Here is a 22,166-nt window from a genome sequence, read left to right as displayed (position 1 = left end):
GAGCGCGGGGCATATCACGCCCTCTGGCGCGCCGTCCACACCTCGCGGTGACCTCCGCACTTTTTTCACCCCCTATCCTGTGTCGGGTCCCGCAACGACGCGACGCCTTGGAGGCTCACCTTGTCAGCAGATTCCGGAGCCACCGTGGCGACGGACGAGATCGTCCCCGACCCCGCGCTCCCCCCGACGGCGGTCCCCGCCGAGGAGCTCACCCCGCGCTGGACATGGCAGAAGGTCGTGCTCTGGGCGGCGATCGCGCTGCTCGGCGGCGTCGCCTGGGTCATGCTCGCGCTGGTGCGCGGCGAGACCGTGAACGCGATCTGGTTCGTCTTCGCCTCGGTCTGCACGTACCTCATCGGGTACCGCTTCTACTCGAAGGTCATCGAGAAGTTCATCACCCGGCCCGACGACCGCCGCGCCACGCCCGCCGAGACGCGCGAGGACGGCAAGGACTTCGTCCCCACCGACCGCCGGGTGCTGTTCGGCCACCACTTCGCCGCCATCGCCGGCGCGGGCCCGCTGGTGGGCCCCGTCCTCGCGGCCCAGATGGGGTACCTGCCGGGCACGATCTGGATCATCGTCGGCGTGGTGCTCGCGGGTGCCGTGCAGGACTACCTGGTCCTCTTCTTCTCCATGCGCCGCGGCGGCCGCACCATCGGGCAGATGGCGCGCGAGGAGCTGGGCCGGATCGGCGGCGCGGCCGCGATCGTCGCGTCCCTGCTCATCATGATCATCATCGTCGCGATCCTCGCGCTCGTGGTGGTCAACGCCCTCGGCGAGAGCCCGTGGGGCGTCTTCTCCGTCTCCATGACGATCCCGATCGCCCTGTTCATGGGCGTGTACCTCCGGTACCTCCGCCCGGGCCGCATCACCGAGGTCTCGATCATCGGCTTCGTGCTGCTGATGGCCGCCATCATCGGCGGCGGCTGGGTGGCCGACACGGCGTGGGGCGCGGAGTTCTTCCACCTCGACCGCACGACGATCGCCGTCGGCGTCATCGTCTACGGCTTCGTCGCCGCCGTGCTGCCCGTGTGGCTGCTGCTGGCCCCCCGCGACTACCTGTCCACCTTCATGAAGGTGGGCGTCATCCTGGTGCTCGCGGGCGCCGTCGTCATCGTGCGCCCCGAGATCACCGTCCCCGCGGTCAGCGAGTTCGCCGGCTCGGAGACGGGCCCGGTCGTGGCCGGCAGCCTCTTCCCGTTCCTGTTCGTCACCATCGCGTGCGGCGCCCTGTCCGGGTTCCACGCGCTCATCGCGTCCGGCACGACGCCGAAGCTCGTCGAGAAGGAGCGCCAGACGCGCTTCATCGGGTACGGCGGCATGCTCATGGAGTCGTTCGTCGCGATCATGGCCCTGGTCGCCGCGATCTCGATCGACCGCGGCGTGTACTTCGCGATGAACTCGTCGGCGGCGGCCACCGGCGGCACCATCGAGGGCGCGGTCGCGTTCGTGAACTCGCTCGGCCTCGCCGGCGTGAACCTCTCCCCCGACACGCTCAGCACCCTGGCGAGCCAGGTGGGCGAGCCGTCGATCGTGTCCCGCACCGGCGGCGCGCCGACGCTCGCGCTCGGGCTGGCGCACATCATGCACCAGCTGTTCGGCGGCACCGCGATGATGGGCTTCTGGTACCACTTCGCGATCATGTTCGAGGCGCTGTTCATCCTCACCGCCGTCGACGCCGGCACCCGCGTGGCCCGGTTCATGCTGCAGGACACCATCGGCAACGTGGCCCCGAAGTTCAAGGACGTGAGCTGGCGACCCGGGGTGTGGGTCTGCACGGCGATCATGGTCGCCGGGTGGGGCAGCATCCTCTACCTCGGCGTCACCGACCCGCTCGGCGGCATCAACACGTTCTTCCCGCTGTTCGGCATCGCGAACCAGCTGCTGGCCGCGATCGCCCTCGCCGTCGTGCTCGCCATCGTCGCGAAGCGGGGCCGCTCCTACTGGGCGTGGCTGTGGATCGTCGCCCTGCCGCTCGCGTTCACCGCGGTCATCACCATCACCGCCTCGTTCGAGAAGATCTTCTCGGACGTCCCTGCGGTCGGGTACTGGGCGCAGCACCGCGCGTTCCAGGAGGCCCTCGACGCCGGGGAGACGTCGTTCGGGACCGCGCCCGACGTCGCCGCGATGGAGGCCGTGGTCCGCAACACGTTCGTGCAGGGCACGCTCTCGATCATCTTCGTGGTGCTGTCGATCATCGTGATCGTGGCGTCCGTGATCGTGACGATCAACGCCCTCCGCGCGGGCGGCGGCGCCAACCACGAGGACCCGCCGGTCGCGTCGCGGCGGTTCGCCCCGGCGAACCTGTTCGCGTCGGCCGCCGAGAAGCGGATCGAGAGGCAGTGGGTCGAGGCCGGCCTGCGGGAGAACGCCGGTGCCGGGCACCACTGACGCCCGCACCGTCGGGTCGACGGCGCGCGACGCCGCCCGGGCACTCGCCCGGGCGGCGTCGGCGGCGCGCTGGTACGTGCGCCAGGTGATGGGTGACGACGCCTACGCGACGTACCTCGCGCACGAACGGTCCGCCCACCCCGACCGTGAGCCGCTGGGCGAGCGCGCGTTCTGGCGCGAGCGCTACGCCGAGCAGGACCGCAACCCCGGGTCGCGCTGCTGCTGAGCAGGCACGACGGGGAGTTCTCCCCGTGGTGCATCAGACGTGACCCTGGTTACTCTCTTGCGGGCGAAGGGGGTGAGGGCCGGTGGCGGATCTCCGGGTGGACCTGGATGCGGTGACGGAGCTGGGGTCGAGCCTGACCACGGTGGCGGACGAGTTCGAGAACGCGACGACGCGGTCGGACCGGATCGCGGACGCGGTGGGGCACGACGGCCTGGCGGGCACGGTGCGCGACTTCGCGAGCTCGTGGGACGACACGCGCAAGAAGATGACCGACAACCTGCGCCTCCTCGCGGACGCGTCGGTGCAGGTGGCGCAGGCGTTCACCGACATCGACTCCGACCTGGCCGACGGGATCAGCGGCGAGGGCCAGCCCGCGCCGGCGCGGCCCGGTGGCCCGGTGTGAGGCCGTCGGACTGGTCGCCGGTGGGTCTGGACTCGGACCCGACGCCGGGGGATCCGGTGCTGGTGCTGGCGGGTGGTCAGGACTATCTGGAGGTCGCGGGCTCGATCGACGACGCCGCCGGCGCGATGTCCCGCCTGGACGTGGCCGGGACGGTCTCCCAGGCCGTGGACGCGTTGATGGAGACGAAGGAAGACACCGTCTCGGAGATCCGGCGCGCCCACAGCCGGTATCAGGCGACGGGTGAGGCGTTGGTGGACTACGCCCGGACGTTGGACCGGGTGCAGGCCGAGACCCTGGCGGCGTTGGAGAAGGCCAGGTCGGCGAAGGATGCGGCGGACTCCGCGGCAGGGTCGCGGGACCGGTACCAGGACCTCGCGGACACGGCGACGGACGCAGAACAGAAGCGGGAGTATCAGCAGCAGGCGGATGCCGCGGGCGGGAACGCGGACGACGCGAACGGTCAGGCCGCCGCGGCCCGCTCGGACATCGAGTCCGCGGTCTCGGACCGGGACCGGGCCGCGAACGACGCGGCCTCCCGGATCGAGGACATCACCTCCGGTGATGATCTGAACGACTCGTGGTGGGACGACTGGGGTTCGAAGGTCGTGGCCGCGATCGCGGACATCGCGGACATGATCTCCACGATCGCGGGCCTGCTCGCGATCGTGGTCGCGTTCATCCCGATCGTGGGCACGGCGCTGGCGGGGGTGTTGATCGTGGTCGCCGCGGTCGCGGCGATCGTGTCCGCGTTGGCGAACATCACGCTCGCGGCGACGGGGGAACGCTCGTGGGCCGAGGCGGGCATCGCGATCGCCGGCGCCGCCCTGTCGGTGATCGGGCTGGGTGGTGCGGCGAAGGCCGCCACGGGCTTGTCGAAGGCCGCGTTCAAGCAGGGCATGAAGTCCGGGCTGAAGTCGGGGGCGAAGAAGGCGTGGTGCAAGGTCGGGTTCGGGACCTGCTTCACCGCCGGGACCCTGGTCCGCACCGGCGACGGGCCAGGCGACGTGACCGCGATCGAGGACATCCGGGCCGGGGACAAGGTCTACGCCCACAACCTGCAGACCGGGGCCGACGAGCTGCAGCTCGTCATGGACACCTTCGTGCGCACCACGACGACGCTGTTCCACCTGACCATCGCCGGGCAGGTCGTGACGACCACGGACGAGCACCCGTTCATGGTGCGGAACATGGGCTGGATCTTCGCCCGGGACCTGCAGCCCGGCGACATCCTGGTGACGCCTGACGGCACGGTCACCCTCGACCGGATCGACATCGAGCACCGCGACCCGGGCGACGCGGTCACGGTCTACAACTTCCACGTCGAGACCCACCACAACTACTACGTCCTGGCCGGCGACCTGCCCGTCCTCGTCCACAACGCGGGCGGGCACGACAAGGTCGCCCGCGAGGCCGCCAAGAAGGCCGCGAACGACGTCATCACCAACGTCAAGGGCGCCACCGGGAAGTCGTACGACGACGTCAAGCAGATGATCCCGGACGACTGGGTAGCCTCGACACCCAAGAAGGTCCCGCCGGGAGGAACCGCGGTCAAGCACGAGCCGCCGATCAAGAACACCGGGCAGCAGATCATCTACGAGAGCGGATGGCCGGGTCACCCGGATCCGCTTCACACCGGGCCATATCTCCGCGTGAGCGACGGACGTGGCGCACCTACCCGCGTACCCCTGAAAGGCAACCCGACGCTGCCATGAACACGGTGACCGCCGACCTCCTGTGGCTCGGATACGAAGACGTCTCAGGGCTCTGGGAAGTGTCCTGGGAAGACGGCGACGACGCAGCGCCTGGACGGACGGCGTGGGACCGGCGCGTCGGGCTGCTGGTCGACCTCCTCCGCTCGGGGCTGATCGAGCTGGCCGTCGGTCCGTGGTCGAGCGACTTCGACACCTCCCGACGGCTCACGGCGGACGACGTGCCCGAGGCGCTCGCCGACCCCCGAAGCTGGCAGGGCCCCGATCCCGACGACGAGGACGGCGCACCCGTGGTGCGGTTCAGGACCACCGATGCCGGGTTCGCGGCCTACCGCGCGGCCACGGGGTGGGGGACGACCTCGACCTCCTGAGGGCGGTGGTCGACGAAGGAGGACGACGTGCGCGCGATGGTGTTCGAGGGCTTCGGCGGCCCGCAGGTGCTGCACCCGGCAGACGTGCCCGCGCCGCTGCCCGGGCCGGGGCAGGTCCGCCTCCGCGTGGAGGCGGCGGCGGTCAACGGCTGGGACGTGAAGTCCCGCGCCGGGACGACCGGTGCCCCGGCGCCGACCTCCCCGGTCGTGCCCGGCCTCGAGGTGGCGGGCGTGGTGGACGCGCTCGGCGACGGGGTGACCGGCGTCGCGCCGGGCGACCGGGTGGTCGGGTTCGCCGTCGGCGGCGGGTACGCGGAGCTCGCCCTCACGAAGGTCTTCGCGCGCGTCCCCGACGGGCTCGCGGCGACCGACGCCGTCACGCTCCCGGTCGCGGCGGAGGCCGCGACCCGCGTGCTGCGCCTCCTCGACGTGCGCGCGGGCGAGACGCTGCTGGTGCACGGGGCGTCGGGGTCGGTGGGCGCGCTGGCCACCCAGCTCGCGGTGCGCCGCGGCGCCCGCGTGATCGGGACGGCGTCGGCGCGGAACCAGGACCGCGTCGCCGCCCTCGGGGCGACGCCGACCACCTACGGCGCCGGCCTGGTCGACCGCGTCCGCGCGCTCGCGCCCGACGGCGTGGACGCCGTCCTCGACACCACGGGCGCGGGCGTGCTGCCCGACTCGATCGCGCTGCGCGGTGGCACCGACCGGATCGTCACCATCGCCGACGACGCCGCGGCCGACCTCGGCGTGACGGCCAGCTACCGCTCGGAGCGCGACGCCGGGGAGCTCGCCGAGGTCGTCGACGCCCTCGCCCGCGGCGACCTCACCACCACCGTCGGCGCCGTGCTGCCGCTGGCCGACGCGGCCCGTGCGCACGCGCTCGTCGAGTCCGGGCACCCGGGCGGCAAGGTCGTGCTGACCCCCTGACCAGGCGCGTCGTCCGGCCTTCGTCTCACCCAGCGGTCTCATCCTCGACCGCATCGCGGATGCTGCGTACGATCGAGGTCCAGCCATCCAGAGCGGCCGAGAGTCCTGGCTCGACGACGCCGCAGCAACCCGTTCTCCGACGGAAGCCTCCCGAGGACGAAGGTGCTCACGCCAGGATCGATGGAGTGACGCATGGTCGCAGAGGCATCCCTTCCGCCCACCCCGGCGCTGCCGGCACGCCCGACGGTCTCGTTCGAGCTCATGCCGCCGCGCCGGCCGGACGCCGCCCCGAAGTTCTGGGAGACCGCGCGCCGGCTCGTGGCCGCGCGCCCGGACTTCGTGTCCGTGACGTACGGCGCGGGCGGCGGTGACCGGGCGACGGCACGGCAGGTCGTCGCGACGCTGCTCGAAGGCACGCCCGTCCTGCCCGTGGCGCACCTGACCTGTGTCGGCGCCCACCGCGAGGACGTCTCCGCCGTCATCGACGACTTCCTCGACGCCGGCACCCGCGCCTTCCTCGCCCTGCGGGGCGACCCGCCCAAGGACCAGCCGGACTGGCGTCCGCCCACCGACGGCGTCGCGTCCTCGATCGAGCTGGTGCACCTGCTGCGCGAGGTCGAGGCGCGGCGGTGCGCCAGCGACCCCGGCGCCGCCCTGCGCGGCGCGGCCCGGCCGATGACGATCGCCGTCGCGACGTTCGTCGACGGCAACGTGCAGGCCGGCACCACCCGGGCCCAGGAGGTCGGGCGCCTCAAGGAGAAGCAGGACGCGGGGGCGAGCTTCGCCATCACGCAGCTGTTCTACGAGGCCGACTCCTACACCGACTTCGTCGCCGAGGCCCGCGCGGCCGGCGTGACGATCCCGATCCTCGCGGGGCAGCTGCCCACGACCGAGCCGCGCCGGCTCCGTCGCGTCGAGGAGCTCACCGGCGTCCGCGCGCCCCGGCACCTGCTGGACGCGCTCGACGCCCTGCCGGACCCGGAGGCGCAGCACGCCTACGGGACGGCGCGCGCCGTGGAGCTCGCCCAGCGCGTGCTCGACGCGGGCGCCCCCGGCCTCCACGTGTACACGTTCAACAAGTACCGTCCCGCTCTGGACCTGCTCGAGGGTGTGCACCTCGGCGGACCGGCGCTCTCCGACGCCCCGTCGGACGGCGCGGACCTGGCCAGAAGGCCGTGGGTACCGAGCATCCCGACCCAGGCTTCCGCCGTCTGACCACCCGCCGAACAGGCGGTTGCCACCGTTCTCGCACCCCGCGGGGTGCCGTACCGGGAGCAACCGCCTGGTCGGCGACGTCGGACCCATCGGAGCGAACCGTGAGGAGTGCTCATGTCCACCACCCCCGCCGCCTTCCCCGGCGGCACGATCCTCGGCTACCCGCGCATCGGGCGCCGCCGCGAGCTCAAGAAGGCCGTCGAGTCGTTCTGGGCCGGGCGCACCGACGCCGTCGACCTGGAGGTCACCGCCGGCGCGCTGCGCCGCGAGACCGTGCGCCGCCTCGTCGACCTCGGGCTGAACCCCGACGACGGCTCCGTCCCGGCCGCGTTCTCCTACTACGACCAGGTGCTCGACGTCGTCGCGCTGCTGGGCGCCGTCCCGGAGCGGTTCCGCGACCTGCTCGACGACGAGGACGGCTCCCTCGAGCTCGACGGCTACTTCACCGTGGCCCGCGGGCGCGGCGAGGACGCCCCGCTCGAGATGACCAAGTGGTTCGACACCAACTACCACTACCTGGTCCCCGAGATCAGCGAGACGACGCCGGTCTCGTTCGCCGACCACCGCGTCGTCCGCGAGTACGCCGAGGCGAAGGAGGCCGGCGTCACCACCCGCCCGGTGCTGGTGGGCCCGGTGACGTTCCTCGCGCTGTCGAAGGCGGCCGACGAGGCGGGCGAGGGCTTCCACCCGCTCGACCGGCTCGACGACGTCGTCGCCGCGTACGCCGAGCTGCTGCGCGCGCTCGCCGCCGTCGGCGTGCCGTGGGTGCAGCTCGACGAGCCCGCGCTGGTCACCGACTCCCTCGACGTGCCCGCCGAGCGCCTGCACGCGGCGATCGCCTCCGCGTACCGCGCCCTGGCGACCGACCTCGCGACGGGCACCGACGACGCCGACGGCGAGCGGCCGGCGATCCTCGTGACGGCGCCGTTCGGCGGCCTGCACGACGACGCCCTCGCGCTCCTCGCCGCGACCGACGTCGACGCGATCGCGATCGACCTCGTCAAGGGCGCGACGCCGACCACGCCGGTGCCGGGGCTCGAGGGCAAGACCCTCGTCGCGGGCGTGATCGACGGCCACAACGTCTGGCGGGCCGACCTGACCGCGAAGCTCGACGTCGTGGAGCCGCTGCGCGCGCTCGGCGCGGGCGCCCTCGCGGTCGGCACGTCGACGTCCCTGCTGCACGTGCCGCACGACGTCGAGGACGAGGTCTTCGGCGAGGGCGCGGGCACCACGCTCGACCCGCGCCTGCGCGACTGGCTGGCGTTCGCCGACCAGAAGGTGGGCGAGGTCGCGACCCTGGCCCGCGCGCTGGCCGACGGCCGGGACGCCGTCGCGGACGCGCTCGCCGCGTCGTCGGCGGCCGTGGCCTCCCGCGCGGTGGCGGCCGGCGTCGTCGTGCCCGCGGTGCGCGACCGTGCCGCGGCGCTCACCGACGCCGACTTCGCGCGCGGCCCGTACGCCGAGCGCGCGGCCGCGCAGGCCGCGCGGCTGAACCTGCCGGCGCTGCCGACCACCACGATCGGCTCGTTCCCGCAGACCCCGGAGATCCGCAAGGCCCGCGCCGCGTGGACCAGGGGCGAGCTGGCCGACGCCGACTACTCCGCCGCGATGCGCGCGGAGATCGGGCGCGTCGTGACGCTGCAGGAGGAGCTGGGCCTCGACGTGCTGGTGCACGGCGAGCCCGAGCGCAACGACATGGTGCAGTACTTCGCCGAGCAGCTCGACGGCTTCGCGGTGACGGCGAACGGCTGGGTGCAGTCGTACGGGTCGCGCTGCGTGCGCCCGCCGATCCTGTGGGGCGACGTGCAGCGCCCGGCCCCGATCACCGTCGAGTGGTCCGCGTACACGGCCTCGCTCACCGAGAAGCCGGTCAAGGGCATGCTCACCGGCCCGGTGACGATCCTCGCGTGGTCGTTCGTGCGCGACGACCAGCCCCTCGGCGACACCGCGAACCAGGTGGGCCTCGCGCTGCGCGACGAGATCGCGGACCTGGAGGCCGCGGGCATCGGCATCGTGCAGGTGGACGAGCCCGCCCTGCGCGAGCTGCTCCCGCTGCGGCGCGCCGACCAGCCCGCCTACCTCGACTGGTCGGTCGGGTCGTTCCGGCTCGCGACGTCCGGCGTCGAGGCGGCCACGCAGGTCCACACCCACCTGTGCTACTCGGAGTTCGGCGAGGTCATCGGCGCCATCGACGGCCTGGACGCGGACGTCACCTCCGTCGAGGCGGCGCGCTCGCGCATGGAGATCGTGCCGGAGCTCGCCGACGCCGGGTACTCCCGCGGCATCGGGCCGGGCGTCTACGACATCCACTCCCCCCGCGTGCCGTCGGCCGGCGAGGTCACCGAGCTGCTGCAGCTCGCGGTGAAATCGATCGACCCCGCGCTCGTGTGGGTGAACCCGGACTGCGGGCTCAAGACCCGCGGGTACGCGGAGGTAGAGCCGGCGCTGGCGCACCTGGTCGAGGCGGCCCGGGCGGTCCGCGCCGCCCTCTGACCCGTCCCCCGGGCTGCCGAACAGGCAGTTGACACCGTGATGGGGCTCGACATGGCCCCATCTGGATGTCAACGGCCTGTTCGGCGTCGGGCCGGGACCGGGGTGACGGAATTCTCGTCGACCCGGGCGACGGACCGTGGCACCATGGACGGGCCGGTCGCGCCGACGAGCGCGAGCGGACCAAGACTTCACGAGCGAGGAGAGAGCGATGCCGGGCGTCGCAGGGAGCGGGGTGGGCCACCAGGCCTGCTCGGGCAGTCCCGCCTGCCCCGGTACCGCCCCCCGCTGATCGATCAGGCACCCTCTTCAGGCTGATCGGTCCGGCAGGCCGGGCGGTGCGGGACGTCGTCGTGCCCACCCCCCCCGCTCACCCGAAAGCCGATCCTCATGAACCCCCTGACCGAGAAGCAGCTCCGCGACAGCCTCGTCAACGCCACCCGCAGCGAGCGGCAGCGCCTCCTGCCCCCCGACCTCGCCGAGGTCCGGTGGGACCGCCTCGAGTACCTGGGCTGGCGCGACCGCAAGCAGCCCCTGGCCGCGTACGTCGTGACCTGGGTGGACGACACCCCGGTCGGCGTCCTCCTGCGCTCCAACGACGGCACCGGCCGGCGGCGTGCGGCGATGTGCGCGTGGTGCGAGGACGTCGTCGCGACCAACGACGTCCAGCTCTACGTCGCGAAGCGAGGCGGCGCCGCGGGCCGCAACGGCGACACGATCGGCACGCTGATCTGCAACGAGTTCCACTGCTCCCGCAACGCCCGACGGCGCCCGACCTTCGCCGAGGCCGGGTCCGACGACGAGGGCGTGCGCGCCGCCATCATCGAGCGGCGCGTGGACTCGCTCCGCGACCGCGTGCGCCGCTTCCTCGACGAGGTCCGCCGCACCGCCTGACGCCCGCCGCGGACCGGTGCCGAACAGGCACGTGACACCGTTCTCGGGGGCATTCACCCCCGATCACGGTGTCAGGTGCCTGTTCGGCGGTCCGCGTCCGCCTGCCGCAGGGCGCGGGCACCGGAGACGAGGGCCTCCGCCAGGAACGCGACGCCCGCACCCACGATGAACGGGACGAGCCACGGCGGGTCGCCGTCGTCGCCCGCCAGCCCGTCGACGCAGGCGGCGAGCACGAGGATCGCCGCCACCGCCCGCCACGCGCGCCCGGCGCGCAGCGCGACATACGTGAGCACCGCCGTCGCGACCCCGACGAGGAGCGTGGCGTCCATGGGTCCCCGATCCGTCGACCGACCTGCAGGAACGGCCGGCGGGCGTGCGACGTCGCGCGGCGTGCGCTCACCGTAGCGGCGGACGACGACCGGCGCAGCCCTACCGGTAGAAGCCGTCGCGCAGGTTGATGCCGTGCTCGACCCAGGCCTTGAGCGCGGCGAGCATGCCCGTCCAGCCCTCGCAGTTGCCGAACGCGTTCTTCGCGCCGCCAGGGGTGGCGGACCACGCCGACTCGGAGATGGTGACGAGGGTGCGGGTGTCGTCGTCGAGGGGCTCGAGCTCGAACGTGGTGGTGGTCGTGGCGGAGCCGCCCGCCGTCTCGGAGCCCTCCCACCGGATGACGATGCGCCGCGGCGGGTCCGCCTCGACGACGGTGACGGGGAAGCGGCCGGGGAAGTCGGCGAAGTCCCAGGACACGTCGGCCCCGGGCTCGAGGCGCCCACGGGCGCCGCCGGTCGTGAAGTAGCGGGACAGCTGTGCGGGGTCCGCGATGGCCTCGTAGACGTCGCGGCTCGGGCGCGAGACGCGGCCCGAGACCGTGAAGGTCAGCTCGGTGAGTGCCTGCTGCTCGTTCATGTTGTATTTTTATCACATGAGTGGGGACGCGACCAGGGCGGCGGACGACGACGCGGCCGACGACGACCGGGTGTTCAAGGCCCTGGCGGCGCCGGTGCGCCGGCGGATGCTCGACGCGCTCAAGACCTCCCCGCGCACCACCGGCGAGCTGTGCGGGCTGTTCCCCGAGCTGGACCGCACCACCGTGCTGCAGCACCTGCGCGTGCTGGAGCGCGCGGAGCTCGTCACCGGCCGCAAGGTCGGGCGGGAGCGGCACCTGGCCCTCGCACCGCTGCCGATCAAACGCCTCCACGACCGGTGGATCGGCGACTACGCCCGCGCCGCCGTCGACCTGCTGAGCCGCCTCGACGGCGACCGCTGACGGTCAGGTACCGGCCGGCACGAGCAGCGCGGCCGAGCCGACGACGCCGAGGACGGCGGCGGCGACCGCCCCGGCGGCCTCCCGGACCGGGGTGCCCCGCCACCACGTCGCCGCGACCTCGCCCATCCGCGCCTCGGCGTCGCGCCGCCGCTCGCGCGGGACCCGGGGCTGCAGCCAGCCGGACCCGTCCGCGAGGGTGAGCAGCGCGGCGGTGCGGTCGTCGGGCTCGCCGCCGTCGAGCAGCACACCGTGCACGCGGCGGCGCAGCGCCGAGAGGGCCGGCCCGTCCGCGGTGCGCCAGCGCGTGCTGCGCAGGACGCCCCAGGCCGACCGCTCCTCGCGCCGGAGCAGCCCCTGCGCGACGAGACCGTCGAGCAGGGGCCGCTCGACGTCGCGGGCCAGCAGGTCGACCAGCTCCACCGCGCGGCGCCCGCCGGCGAGCCCGAGGGCGCGGTCCAGCTCGGGCCGCCCGGTCGGCGCCGGGTCCAGGACCACGACCCGCCCGTCCTCGGCCGGCCCGTCGAGCACCGCGGCCCGGCCGGAGATCACCAGCTCGACGAGCAGCGCACCGGCCAGCCGGTAGGGCGCGTCGTCGAACAGCGACGGGCCCGTGCGGCGGTCGTCGTGGGCGAGCACCAGCAGCTCCTCGGCGATGAGCACGTCGTCGTTCCTCCCGTGTGTCGCGGCTGGTCCCGGCCTCGCTGCCTCACCAGTGCGCCGACTCTCCCACACCCGACCGCGCCTGCGGGACCCCCCACGGGTTACCGTCCTGCAACGGCGCCGGGAGCGCGTCCTGCGGGGCGTCCTGGTAGGTGACACCGCGCAGGAACCGGCCGATGGCGGCGGTGCCGACCGACGTCCCGTCGCTGGTGGTGGCGGGCCACGGACCCCCGTGCTGCATCGCGGGGGTGACGGCCACGCCGGTCGGCCACCCGTCCACCAGCACCCGCCCGGCGTGCCGGCCCAGGGTGCCCAGCAGCCCCGCGAGCTCGCCCGACTCCCCCGACCCGCGGTGCACGGTGGCGGTGAGCTCGCCGGCGAACAGCTCCCCGACGACGGCGCCGAGGTCCGTGCCCGCGGGGTAGGTGACGAGCACGGCGAACGGTCCGAACGTCTCCTCGAGCACGGGGTCGCGGTGCGCGCGCAGGGCCTCCAGGTCGGTGGCGACGAGCGTCGGCGTGGCCCGCACGGTCCCGTCGTCGTCGGTCGCGACGGCGCCCTCGGCCAGCACCGTCACGCCGTCGGTGCCGAGCACGACGTCCCGGCGGGCGACGTACCCCGCCCCGACGCGGGGGTTGAGCAGCGGGTGCTCGGCGACCGCGGCGGCGGCCTCGGCGACGACGCCCTCCAGGCCGTGCCCCTCGGGCACCAGCAGGAAGCCCGGCTTGGTGCACAGCTGACCGGCGGAGCCGCTCACGGACGCGACCCAGCCGCGGGCGATCTCCTCCCCTCGCTCGGCGAGGGCCGCCGGGGTCACCAGCACCGGGTTGAGCGACCCGAGCTCGCCGTAGAACGGGATGGGGTCGGGCCGCGCGGCCGCGGCGTCGGCGAGCAGGCGGCCCACCCGTGTCGACCCGGTGAACGCGGCCGCGCGGACCGCGGGGTGCGCCAGGAGCGCGCGGCCCGCGTCGTCGCCCTCGACCAGGGAGAACGTGCCCGCGGGCAGCCCGGCGGCGGTCAGCGCCTCGGTCACCAGGGCCGCGACCCGTCGGGACAGGCCCGGGTGGCCGGGGTGCGCCTTGACGACGACCGGGCACCCGGCCGCCAGGGCCGCCACGGTGTCGCCGCCCGCCACGGAGAACGCGAAGGGGAAGTTGCTCGCCGCGAAGTTGAGCACCGGACCGACGGGCCACAGCGTGCGGCGCAGGTCGGGCCGCGGCCCGAGCACGAAGCCCGGGTCGGCGGCGTCGAGCCGCACGTCGAGGTAGTCGCCCGCCTCGATCGTGCGCGCGAAGAGGCGGAGCTGGACCTGGGTGCGGTTCAGCTCGCCGCGCAGGCGGGCGTCGGCCAGGTGCGTCTCGGCCGCCGCGAGCCCCACGAGCTCGTCGGCGTGCGAGCCGAGCGCGTCGGCGACGGCCCGGAGCGCGGCGGCCCGGGCGCGGGGCGGCAGCGCGGCGAGGGCGGGCGCGGCCTGCTGCGCGGCGCGCGCGACCGCCTCGACGTCGGCCGGCGCCATGGCAGCGGGGACGGGCGGGGTGACCTGTGGCGTGGTGGGGATCGACATGCGGAACCTCAGAACTGGAAGCCGGTGGGGAACGGGTCGCTCGGGTCGAGCAGGTAGGTGCCCAGGCCCGTGACCCAGGCGCGGCCGGTGACGGTGGGCAGCACGGCCGGGATGCCGGAGACCTCGGTCTCGCCGACGACCCGGCCCACGAACCGCGAGCCGATGAAGGACTCGTTGACGAGGTCCTGGTCGAGCCCCAGCTCGCCGCGCGCCCACAGCTCCGCCAGCCGGGCGGACGTCCCGGTGCCGCAGGGCGACCGGTCGAACCAGCCGGGGTGGATCGCCATCGCGTGCCGCGAGTGCTGGGCGGTGGAGCCCGGCGCGATGAACTCCACGTGGTGGCAGTGGTCCACCCCGGCGATCGTCGGGTGCGACGGGGGCGCCGTCGTGTTGATGGCGTCCATGATCGCCAGGCCGGCGGCGAGGATGTCCTGCTGCCGGGACCGGTCGAACGGCAGCCCCACGTCGTCGAGGTCGACGAGGGCGTAGAAGTTGCCGCCGAAAGCCAGCGAGTACGGCACGGTGCCGAGCCCGGGCACCTCGATCTCGTCGTCGAGCCGCACGACGAAGCTGGGCACGTTCGCGATGGTCACGGACTCGGCGTGCCCGTCGCGCACCTCCACCTGCGCGACGACCACCCCGGCCGGCGTGTCCAGCCGGATGGTGGTCGTCGGCTCGGTGACCGTCACCATGCCCGTCTCCACGAGCACCGTCGCGACGCCGATCGTGCCGTGCCCGCACATCGGCAGGCAGCCGGACACCTCGATGTAGACGACGCCCCAGTCGCAGTCGTCACGCGTCGAGGGCTGCAGGATGGCGCCGCTCATCGCGGCGTGCCCCCGCGGCTCGTTGACGAGCAGCTTCCGCACGTCGTCGAGGTGCTCGACGAAGTACAGGCGCTTGTCGTTCATCGTGGCGCCGGGGATGACGCCCACCCCGGAGGTGACGACCCGGGTGGGCATCCCCTCGGTGTGCGAGTCGACGGCGGTGAAGGTCCGGGACGATCGCATGGTCGGCCTCCTCGGTGGGGCTCGGTGGGACGGGCTCGGGGTTTCTGTACAGGATCAGCGGTTGGCGATGTACGCCAGCGCCTTCTCGGTGTCACGACGCACGGCGGCCTCCTGCTCGGCGGAGAGCGGACCGCGGGGCGGGCGCGTCTCGGTGCCGAACGGGCGACCCGCGATCTGCGTGGACAGCTTGATGGCCTGGACGAACTCGGTCCGCGAGTCCCAGCGGAACATGGCGATGACGTTCTCGTACAGGGCGCGCGCCTCCACGACCTTCCCGGCCCGCACCAGCTCGTAGAGCTCGACGGCGACCTCCGGGATGGCGTTCGGGTACCCGGCGAACCAGCCCGTGGCGCCCATGACGAGCGACTCGAGCAGGAGGTCGTCGGCGCCGGCGACGACGTCGATGTCGGCCACCTCGCGCAGCTCGGTGATGCGGCGCACGTCGCCCGAGAACTCCTTGATCGCCACGACGTTGTCGAGCTCGGCGAGCTCGGCGACGAGGTCCGGCGTGAGGTCGACCTTGGTGTCGAACGGGTTGTTGTAGACCATGATCGGCAGGCCCACCTCGTTGACGCGCGTGTAGTGCTCGACGATCTCGCGCCGGTTCGCGCGGTAGATCGTGGGCGGCAGCAGCAGGACGGCGTCGGCACCGTCCTCGGCGGCGAGCTCGGCCCAGTGCTGCGCCTGGTGCCAGCCCACGCCGTGCACGCCCGCGATGACGATGCCGCGGCCGGCGACGGCCTCGACGGCGGTCTTCACGACCTGCCGGCGCTCGTCGTCGGTGAGCGACGAGTACTCGCCCAGCGACCCGTTCGGCCCCACGCCGCGGCAGCCGGCGTTCATCAGGTGGTCGACGTGCGCGGCGTACCCCTCGTGGTCGACGGCGAGGCCGGCGGGCGCGGCCGCGTCGGCGACGAACGGGAGCGTCGTGGCGACGACGACGCCGCCCAGGTCCATGGTGCGGGAGCTCATGTGGTGTCTTCCTCTCGGTTCGCGCGTCACGGGCTCGGACGCGCAAGGTCGGTGTCCGGCGGCGGGCCGGGGCGGTCGGGTCAGGTCGGGTCAGGTCGGGTCGGGTCGTCCGGCAGCGTGGCGAGGTCGCCCAGACGCACCGGGACGACGAGGGGCCGGCGGTCGGGGACGGCAGGCGGCGACTCCGGCGGGGCCTCGGACGTCGCCCCGCAGCCCGCGGCCGCGGGCCCGGTGGCCCCGACCAGCTCGGCGACGGTGCGGCCGCAGACCCGCGCCTGGCATGGGCCGAGGCCCGCGCGGCTGGTCAGCCGCACGGAGCGCAGGTCGGTGGAGTCGGTGGCGCGGGCGGCGGCGCGCAGCGTGCCGGCGTCGACCTCCTCGCAGCGGCACACGAGCGTGTCGTCGCGCAGCCACGCGGTCCAGCCGCGCCGGATCCCGTGCGCCGCCTCGAGCCTGCGGGCGAAGTCGCCGGACCGGTCCCGCCGGCGCACGGCACGGACGAGGGCGGCGTCGTCGGAGGCCCCGGACGCCGCGTGGTGCCCGGCCACCCACCCCTCGGCGAGCGCGGCCTCGGCGCCGCCGATGCCGGTGACCTCGCCCGCGGCCCAGACCCCGGCGGCGCTGGTGCGCTGCCCGTCGTCGACGATGACGAACCGGTCGGGCGAGATCGCGCACGCGGCAGCGACGGCGAGCTCGAGCCGCGGCGTGAATCCGTGCGAGACGCACACGGCGTCGGCCGCGACGGTGCGCTCGGTGCCGGGCACGGGCGCCCAGCGGGCGTCGACGCGCGCGACGGTCACCTCCTCGACCCGGCCGTCCCCGCGGGCGGCGACGACGGCCTCGCCGAGGCGGTACGCCACCCGGTGGCGGGAGAGCGTGCCGGCGTACCCGCCGAGCTCGCCCAGCTTGTGCGCGGCGCCGAGCAGCCCGGCGGGGCGCGCGCCCCAGCCGCGCGCCAGCGACGCCGGGGTCGCGGCCTCGTGGACCGACAGGACGCGCGCGCCGGTGCGGAGCAGGGACGTCGCGACGGGCAGCAGGAACGGTCCCGCCCCGGCGACGACGACCCGCTCGCCGACGGCCACGCGCTCGGCCTTGGCGAGGGCCTGGGCCGCCCCGGCCGTGGTGACGCCGGGCAGCTGCCAGCCGGGGAAGGGCAGCGTGCGGTCGTGCGCGCCGGTGGCCAGGACCAGCGCGTCGGGGGTCAGGGTGAGGTGCTCGCGGCCGCGGGAGTCGGCCGGGCCGACCAGCACGCGCAGCCGCACACCGTCGTCGAGCCGCTCCAGGGCCCACACCTGGGCCGACGTCAGCAGCGTGACCCGCGGGTGCGAGGCGACGACGTCGCGCAGGGAGGTGAACGTGCCCCAGCCGTGGTGGAACGTCGGCTCGTCGGGTGCCGTGCCGCCGCCGGGGAGCACGCGGTGGCGCCAGAACTGGCCCCCGACCTGGTCGGACGCGTCCAGCAGGGTCACGTCCGCGCCCGCGCGGGCCGCGGCGCGGGCGGCGGACAGGCCGGCGGGGCCCGCCCCGACGACGACCACCGTGCGGCGGCTCACGACGCCGCCCCCGGCAGCGGGTCGTGCTGCGACTCGACGACGTCGCCGTCGGCGGCGCGGCGCAGGCAGGCCCGCACGTCGCGGTCGCCGTTGACGGTGACGAGGCAGTCGAAGCACACGCCGATGCCGCAGAAGACGCCGCGCGGCGCGGCGTCCACACTGGTGGTGCGCCACGACCTGCGGCGGGCGGCGAGCAGGATCCCGGCGACGGTCTGCCCCGCGGTGCCCGCGACGGGCTCGCCGTCGAGGGTGATGGTCAGCGGGTCCGGGGCACCGGGCGACTCCGGCGTCATGAGGCCTCCTCGGTGGGCTCGACGGGCGGGCCGGCGAGCACCGCCGGGCGGTCGACGCGGAACGGCGCGGGGTCGACCGCGGGCGGCGCGCCGGTGAACAGGTCGGCGAGCAGCTCGCCGCTCACGGGCCCCAGGCCGATGCCGGCTCCCTCGTGCCCCGTCGCCACCCACAGCCCCGGCGACCGGGGGTCGGCGCCGACGATCGGCAGGTGGTCGGGCACGTAGGGGCGGAAGCCGAGGTAGGTGCGCATGACGCTCGCGTCGGCGAGGAACGGGAACAGGCGGATCGCGCGCGCGGCCATCTCGCGCAGCACGACGGCGCGCAGCCGCTCGTCGAAGCCGACCTGCTCACGGCTCGACCCGATGAGCACGGTGCCGGCGGCCGTCGACTCCACGACGCTGGACGTCTGCAGCGCGGCGTCGCCGGACTGGGTCGCGCCGACGTAGTCGCCGTCGTAGACCTTGTGCCGCACCACGTGCGGCATCCGGGTGGTCACCAGCACCATCCCGCGCCGGGGCCGCACCGGCAGCGCCACGCCGAGCCGCGCGGCGACGACGCCGGACCACGGGCCCGCGGCGAGCACGACGGCCCCGGCGGGCAGGTCGCCGTCGGACGTGCGCACCCCGACGATCCGGTCGCCCGCGCGCAGCGCGCCGAGGACCTCGACCCCCGTGCGCACGCGCGCCCCGGCGCGGCGGGCGGAGGCGAGCAGCGCCTCCGCGGCGGCGACGGGCTGCACCTGAGCGTCCTCGGGGTACCAGACGGCGGCGGTCAGGCCCGGGTTGAGCGCGGGCTCGAGCTCGAGCGCCTGCGCGACGTCGACCTCGCGCGCGTCGACGCCCGCGCCACGCTGCCGGGCGGCGAAGTCGCGCAGCGGCTGCGCTCCGCCCGCGGTGGTCGCGGCGACGAGCCCGCCCTTCGCGTCGTACTCGATGTCGGGGAACCGGGGGCCGAGCTCGTCGGACAGCTCCGTGACGAGCGACGGCCAGCGGCGCGCGGCGTGCTGAGCGAGCACCAGCTCGGGGCCGGGCTCCTTGTCGGAGACGAGCAGGTTCCCCTCCCCGTGCGCGGTGGTGCCGGACGCCGCGCCGCGCCGGTCGAGCACGGTCACCGTGACCCCGCGGCGCGCGAGGGCCCGGGCGCACGCGGCACCCACGATCCCCGCTCCCACGACCACGACGTCGGACATGCGGCTCCCCTCACGACGGATCAGTAATATGTCACATACCAGCAATGGGTACGAGTCGGCCCGGGGACCGACCCGGGCGCGTCACTCCTCCTCGGGGCGCCCCGCCCACCAGCCCGTGGTGTGACCGATGTGCCGGTGCATGAGGTCCCGCGCGCCGGCCGCCTCGCCGGACGCGAGCAGGTCCAGCAGCTCGTGGTGCTCCGCCGCGGACTGCTCCAGGCGGTCGGTCGCGACCATCTGCGAGAGACCGAGCAGCCGCGCCCGGCTCCGCAGGTCGGCGACGACGTCCACGAGGAGCGGGTTGCCCGCCAGGGTCGTGAGGCGCAGGTGGAAGTCCCGGTCGGCCTCGAGGTAGGTCACCAGGTCCCCCGAGCGCGCGCCGGTCACGATCGCGTCGGCCTGCTCCCGCAGCGCGGGCAGCGCCGCCTGCGGGAACCGGCCCGCGAGGAGCTCCATCGCCGGCGGCTCGAGGAGCTGCCGGACGGCGGCGATGTGGCCCAGCATCTCGGGCGACACCTCCGTGACCCGGAAGCCCTTGTTGCGCACCGCGGTCACGAAGCCGCGCTTCTCGAGGTCGAGCATCGCCTCCCGCACCGGGGTGGCCGACACCGCGAACCGCGCGGTGAGAGAGGGCACGGACACGAGCGTGCCGGGGGCGAGGTCGCCCGACACGATGGCCGCGGTGAGGGCGCGCGAGACGCTCTCGCGCAGGCTCACCGGCGCCTCGATACGGCGGAACGACGACACGGCTTCCGACATGGACACTTCCTCGGGACGGGCTTCGCGGGGGTGGTAGACATCACAGTAGCGCGTGATATGTTACCGCCCACATCGGCGCAGAGGTCAAGGCGGCCCGCCCGTCGATGGCGGGGGAGACCGCGACCCGGACCCTCTCCCCACCCGGGAGAACACCACGTTTCCCGCCCCGACAGAGACCTGGACGACGCGACGCCGTAGTCGCCGGAACGGACCGGACGACGGCGTCCTGACGGTGAGCCCTGGGCGACCCGTCAGCACCTGTGCAATGTGATATATCACTGAGGAGGCCTCGTGGCCATCGCCCCGCACCCGACCCCCGTCCCCACCCGGGCCGCCGCCGTCACGGCGAGCGGCCGTCCCGGCTCGCCCCTGGGCGCCGACCGGGTGCGGCTCACGGGCGGCCTGCTGCACGACTGGCAGCGCCGCAACCGGACGGTCACCGTCCCGCACGTCGTGCGGGAGGTCCGCGGCGCGGGCAACCTCGACAACTTCCGCCGGCTCGCCGACCCCGAGGTCGGCGACTACCGGGGCCGCTACCCGTTCCTCGACACCGACGTGTACAAGACGCTCGAGGGCCTGGCCTACGAGCTCGCCCGGGAGCCCGAGGACGCGGGCGAGGCCGACGCGCAGGCCGTCGCCCGCGACTTCTACGAGGAGTCGGTGGCGCTGATCGAGCGGGCCCAGCGGCCCGACGGCTACCTCGGCACCTTCTACCAGTCGCCCCAGAGCCCCAAGAAGCCGTGGCAGGACCTGTCCTGGGGGCACGAGATGTACAACCTGGGGCACCTTGCCCAGGCCGCGGTCGCCGCGTCCCGCCAGCTCGGCGACCGACGCCTCCTCGACGTCGCGGCCCGGTTCGCGGACCTGGTCGTCGAGCGCTACGGACCCGAGGGCGAGCCCGCGTACTGCGGCCACCCCGAGGTGGAGATGGCCCTGGTCGAGCTCGCCCGCGAGACCGGCGACCGGCGCTACCTCGAGCAGGCCCGGCTGTTCGTCGAGCGCCGTGGCGCCGGGACGCTGGAGCACACGATCTTCGCCGCCGACTACTTCCAGGACGCCGTCCCGCTGCGGGAGCTGGGCTCCGTCACCGGGCACGCCGTGCGCATGGTCTACCTCGCCGCGGGCGCCACCGACGTCGCGCTCGAGACCGGCGACGCCGCACTGGTCGCGCACCTGGAGCGCCTCTGGGACGACATGGTGGCCCGCAAGTCCTACCTCACGGGCGGCATCGGGTCCCGGCACTCGGACGAGGCGTTCGGCGACCGCTTCGAGCTGCCCGGCGAGCGCGCCTACGCCGAGACCTGCGCCGCTATCGGCACCCTGCAGTGGGGGTGGCGGCTCTTCCTCGCGACCGGGCGGGCCGACGTCCTCGACCACCTCGAGCGCGTGCTGCACAACGCGTTCGCCGTCGGGCTGTCGGAGGACGGCGCGGCCTTCTTCTACGACAACCCGCTGCAGCGCCGCCCCGACCACGAGCAGCGCAGCGGCGCCGAGAAGGACGGCGAGCTGCTGCGCCGGGCCTGGTTCGGCTGCCCGTGCTGCCCGCCCAACGTGGTGCGGTGGATGTCCGAGCTGCAGGACCACCTCGCCGTCGCCGACGACGACTCCCTCACCCTCGCGCTGTACGCGAGCGCCGCGGTGAGCTCGCCGGCGATCGACGTGGACGTCGAGACGGACCTCCCGTGGCACGGCCGCGTGGCCGTGCACGTGCGCCGCGCGACCGACGACCCCGCCACCCTGGTGCTGCGCGTGCCGGCCTGGGCCGACGGCGCCGCCGCCGCGGTGGACGGCGTCGCGGTCCCGGAGCGGCCCACCGACGGGTGGCTGCGGCTGACGCGCGCCTGGCGGCCGGGACAGACCGTCACCCTGGACCTGCCGATGCCGGTGCGGGCCGTCACCGCGCACCCGCACCTGGACGCCGCGCGCGGCACGGCCGCCGTCCTGCGCGGGCCGCTCGTGTACTGCGTCGAGCAGCAGGACTCCCCCGCCCCGGTGGACGACCTGCTCCTCGCCGCGGAGGACGTGCCCGGGCTCGTCGCCGACGACGACCACCCGTGGCACGTGCTGCGCGGCGCGCTCGCCGTCGCGCCCCCCGCGGGCGACGACCCGTACCCCCCGCTGGGCGCCCCCGCGGCGCCCGCCACCGACCGCGCGCACGTGGCCCTCGTGCCCTACGCGCTCTGGGGCAACCGCGAGGCGGGCGCCATGCGCGTCTTCCTCCGCCTGTCCTGACCCGCACCACCGCTCACCCGACCGACCCGTCGCACCATCC

Annotated in this window: 21 protein-coding genes and 1 riboswitch; of the genes, 11 read left to right on the top strand and 10 right to left on the bottom strand. The window is 74.5% G+C overall.

Going from position 1 to position 22,166, the window contains the following annotated elements:
- Positions 1 to 144: 144 nt before the first annotated feature.
- From ACFU5J_RS02465 to ACFU5J_RS02425, 9 genes are all read left to right on the top strand, one after another.
- On the top strand, positions 145 to 2,391 hold the full coding sequence (locus ACFU5J_RS02465; protein ID WP_430573707.1) for a carbon starvation CstA family protein: 2,247 nt from the start codon (positions 145 to 147) through the stop codon (positions 2,389 to 2,391).
- Positions 2,375 to 2,617 (top strand): YbdD/YjiX family protein, encoded by a 243-nt coding sequence (locus ACFU5J_RS02460; protein WP_430573706.1) that lies wholly within the window; start codon positions 2,375 to 2,377, stop codon positions 2,615 to 2,617. The genes ACFU5J_RS02465 and ACFU5J_RS02460 overlap by 17 nt, the downstream gene beginning before the upstream one ends.
- A gap of 82 nt (positions 2,618 to 2,699) precedes the next feature.
- Complete coding sequence (locus ACFU5J_RS02455) at positions 2,700 to 3,020, top strand: hypothetical protein (protein ID WP_430573705.1); 321 nt, start codon at positions 2,700 to 2,702, stop codon at positions 3,018 to 3,020.
- Between the two features lie 20 nt (positions 3,021 to 3,040).
- Complete coding sequence (locus ACFU5J_RS02450) at positions 3,041 to 4,732, top strand: polymorphic toxin-type HINT domain-containing protein (protein ID WP_430577688.1); 1,692 nt, start codon at positions 3,041 to 3,043, stop codon at positions 4,730 to 4,732.
- 5 nt (positions 4,733 to 4,737) lie between these two features.
- On the top strand, positions 4,738 to 5,100 hold the full coding sequence (locus tag ACFU5J_RS02445; protein WP_430577687.1) for a hypothetical protein: 363 nt from the start codon (positions 4,738 to 4,740) through the stop codon (positions 5,098 to 5,100).
- A 27-nt stretch (positions 5,101 to 5,127) separates the two neighbouring features.
- Positions 5,128 to 6,027 carry an NADP-dependent oxidoreductase gene (locus tag ACFU5J_RS02440; RefSeq protein ID WP_430577686.1) on the top strand — a complete coding sequence of 300 codons (900 nt, stop codon included), beginning with the start codon at positions 5,128 to 5,130 and terminating at the stop codon, positions 6,025 to 6,027.
- Positions 6,028 to 6,107: 80 nt separating this feature from the next.
- Positions 6,108 to 6,214: riboswitch (SAM riboswitch) on the top strand.
- A 5-nt stretch (positions 6,215 to 6,219) separates the two neighbouring features.
- The gene (locus tag ACFU5J_RS02435) at positions 6,220 to 7,242 is read left to right on the top strand and encodes a methylenetetrahydrofolate reductase (protein WP_430577685.1); all 1,023 of its coding nucleotides are present in this window, start codon (positions 6,220 to 6,222) and stop codon (positions 7,240 to 7,242) included.
- A 114-nt stretch (positions 7,243 to 7,356) separates the two neighbouring features.
- A complete protein-coding gene (gene metE, locus ACFU5J_RS02430) occupies positions 7,357 to 9,735 on the top strand; it encodes a 5-methyltetrahydropteroyltriglutamate--homocysteine S-methyltransferase (protein ID WP_430577684.1) in 2,379 nt (792 codons plus the stop codon).
- Between the two features lie 387 nt (positions 9,736 to 10,122).
- The gene (locus tag ACFU5J_RS02425; protein ID WP_430577683.1) at positions 10,123 to 10,626 is read left to right on the top strand and encodes an FBP domain-containing protein; all 504 of its coding nucleotides are present in this window, start codon (positions 10,123 to 10,125) and stop codon (positions 10,624 to 10,626) included.
- A 71-nt stretch (positions 10,627 to 10,697) separates the two neighbouring features.
- Here ACFU5J_RS02425 and ACFU5J_RS02420 read toward each other — a convergent pair whose 3' ends face one another.
- Together ACFU5J_RS02420 and ACFU5J_RS02415 are read right to left on the bottom strand one after the other, a co-directional pair.
- A complete protein-coding gene (locus ACFU5J_RS02420; protein WP_430577682.1) occupies positions 10,698 to 10,955 on the bottom strand; it encodes a hypothetical protein in 258 nt (85 codons plus the stop codon).
- A 100-nt stretch (positions 10,956 to 11,055) separates the two neighbouring features.
- Positions 11,056 to 11,532, bottom strand: a complete 477-nt coding sequence (locus ACFU5J_RS02415) for an SRPBCC domain-containing protein (RefSeq protein WP_430573697.1) — start codon at positions 11,530 to 11,532, stop codon at positions 11,056 to 11,058.
- 16 nt (positions 11,533 to 11,548) lie between these two features.
- Between ACFU5J_RS02415 and ACFU5J_RS02410 the strand changes: the two genes are divergently transcribed.
- Positions 11,549 to 11,893, top strand: a complete 345-nt coding sequence (locus tag ACFU5J_RS02410; protein ID WP_430577681.1) for an ArsR/SmtB family transcription factor — start codon at positions 11,549 to 11,551, stop codon at positions 11,891 to 11,893.
- A 3-nt stretch (positions 11,894 to 11,896) separates the two neighbouring features.
- Here the strand turns inward: ACFU5J_RS02410 and ACFU5J_RS02405 are convergent, their stop codons facing one another.
- The 8 genes from ACFU5J_RS02405 to ACFU5J_RS02370 all read right to left on the bottom strand — a co-directional run bounded on the left by ACFU5J_RS02405 (position 11,897) and on the right by ACFU5J_RS02370 (position 19,894).
- A complete protein-coding gene (locus tag ACFU5J_RS02405; protein WP_430573695.1) occupies positions 11,897 to 12,553 on the bottom strand; it encodes a GPP34 family phosphoprotein in 657 nt (218 codons plus the stop codon).
- Between the two features lie 46 nt (positions 12,554 to 12,599).
- On the bottom strand, positions 12,600 to 14,117 hold the full coding sequence (locus tag ACFU5J_RS02400) for an aldehyde dehydrogenase family protein (RefSeq protein WP_430577680.1): 1,518 nt from the start codon (positions 14,115 to 14,117) through the stop codon (positions 12,600 to 12,602).
- An 8-nt stretch (positions 14,118 to 14,125) separates the two neighbouring features.
- Positions 14,126 to 15,127: a proline racemase family protein gene (locus ACFU5J_RS02395; RefSeq protein ID WP_430577679.1), complete on the bottom strand. Its 1,002-nt coding sequence runs from the start codon at positions 15,125 to 15,127 to the stop codon at positions 14,126 to 14,128.
- Between the two features lie 54 nt (positions 15,128 to 15,181).
- The gene (locus ACFU5J_RS02390) at positions 15,182 to 16,099 is read right to left on the bottom strand and encodes a dihydrodipicolinate synthase family protein (RefSeq protein WP_430573692.1); all 918 of its coding nucleotides are present in this window, start codon (positions 16,097 to 16,099) and stop codon (positions 15,182 to 15,184) included.
- Positions 16,100 to 16,179: 80 nt separating this feature from the next.
- On the bottom strand, positions 16,180 to 17,652 hold the full coding sequence (locus ACFU5J_RS02385) for an NAD(P)/FAD-dependent oxidoreductase (protein ID WP_430577678.1): 1,473 nt from the start codon (positions 17,650 to 17,652) through the stop codon (positions 16,180 to 16,182).
- The gene (locus ACFU5J_RS02380; protein ID WP_430577677.1) at positions 17,649 to 17,945 is read right to left on the bottom strand and encodes a (2Fe-2S)-binding protein; all 297 of its coding nucleotides are present in this window, start codon (positions 17,943 to 17,945) and stop codon (positions 17,649 to 17,651) included. Before ACFU5J_RS02380 ends, ACFU5J_RS02385 begins: the two co-directional genes overlap by 4 nt.
- Positions 17,942 to 19,135 (bottom strand): NAD(P)/FAD-dependent oxidoreductase, encoded by a 1,194-nt coding sequence (locus ACFU5J_RS02375; RefSeq protein ID WP_430573689.1) that lies wholly within the window; start codon positions 19,133 to 19,135, stop codon positions 17,942 to 17,944. Before ACFU5J_RS02375 ends, ACFU5J_RS02380 begins: the two co-directional genes overlap by 4 nt.
- Positions 19,136 to 19,216: 81 nt before the next feature.
- Positions 19,217 to 19,894, bottom strand: a complete 678-nt coding sequence (locus tag ACFU5J_RS02370; RefSeq protein WP_430573688.1) for a GntR family transcriptional regulator — start codon at positions 19,892 to 19,894, stop codon at positions 19,217 to 19,219.
- A 291-nt stretch (positions 19,895 to 20,185) separates the two neighbouring features.
- On the opposite strand from ACFU5J_RS02370, the gene ACFU5J_RS02365 reads away from it, so the two are divergent.
- Positions 20,186 to 22,126 (top strand): glycoside hydrolase family 127 protein, encoded by a 1,941-nt coding sequence (locus tag ACFU5J_RS02365; protein ID WP_430577676.1) that lies wholly within the window; start codon positions 20,186 to 20,188, stop codon positions 22,124 to 22,126.
- Positions 22,127 to 22,166: the final 40 nt, after the last annotated feature.

Source organism: Isoptericola sp. NPDC057559 (assembly GCF_042801555.1).
In the GTDB taxonomy this organism is placed as follows: domain Bacteria; phylum Actinomycetota; class Actinomycetes; order Actinomycetales; family Cellulomonadaceae; genus Isoptericola.
This window is presented reverse-complemented; position numbering and strand designations above follow the sequence as displayed.

What these genes read in the sequence shown, in the direction of transcription:
- ACFU5J_RS02435 (WP_430577685.1), top strand. Translation starts at nt 6,220, where the DNA reads ATGGTCGCAGAGGCATCCCTTCCGCCCACCCCGGCGCTGCCGGCACGC.
- metE (WP_430577684.1), top strand. Translation starts at nt 7,357, where the DNA reads ATGTCCACCACCCCCGCCGCCTTCCCCGGCGGCACGATCCTCGGCTAC.
- ACFU5J_RS02425 (WP_430577683.1), top strand. Translation starts at nt 10,123, where the DNA reads ATGAACCCCCTGACCGAGAAGCAGCTCCGCGACAGCCTCGTCAACGCC.
- ACFU5J_RS02420 (WP_430577682.1), bottom strand. Translation starts at nt 10,955, where the DNA reads ATGGACGCCACGCTCCTCGTCGGGGTCGCGACGGCGGTGCTCACGTAT.
- ACFU5J_RS02415 (WP_430573697.1), bottom strand. Translation starts at nt 11,532, where the DNA reads ATGAACGAGCAGCAGGCACTCACCGAGCTGACCTTCACGGTCTCGGGC.
- ACFU5J_RS02410 (WP_430577681.1), top strand. Translation starts at nt 11,549, where the DNA reads ATGAGTGGGGACGCGACCAGGGCGGCGGACGACGACGCGGCCGACGAC.
- ACFU5J_RS02400 (WP_430577680.1), bottom strand. Translation starts at nt 14,117, where the DNA reads ATGTCGATCCCCACCACGCCACAGGTCACCCCGCCCGTCCCCGCTGCC.
- ACFU5J_RS02395 (WP_430577679.1), bottom strand. Translation starts at nt 15,127, where the DNA reads ATGCGATCGTCCCGGACCTTCACCGCCGTCGACTCGCACACCGAGGGG.
- ACFU5J_RS02390 (WP_430573692.1), bottom strand. Translation starts at nt 16,099, where the DNA reads ATGAGCTCCCGCACCATGGACCTGGGCGGCGTCGTCGTCGCCACGACG.
- ACFU5J_RS02380 (WP_430577677.1), bottom strand. Translation starts at nt 17,945, where the DNA reads ATGACGCCGGAGTCGCCCGGTGCCCCGGACCCGCTGACCATCACCCTC.
- ACFU5J_RS02375 (WP_430573689.1), bottom strand. Translation starts at nt 19,135, where the DNA reads ATGTCCGACGTCGTGGTCGTGGGAGCGGGGATCGTGGGTGCCGCGTGC.
- ACFU5J_RS02370 (WP_430573688.1), bottom strand. Translation starts at nt 19,894, where the DNA reads ATGTCGGAAGCCGTGTCGTCGTTCCGCCGTATCGAGGCGCCGGTGAGC.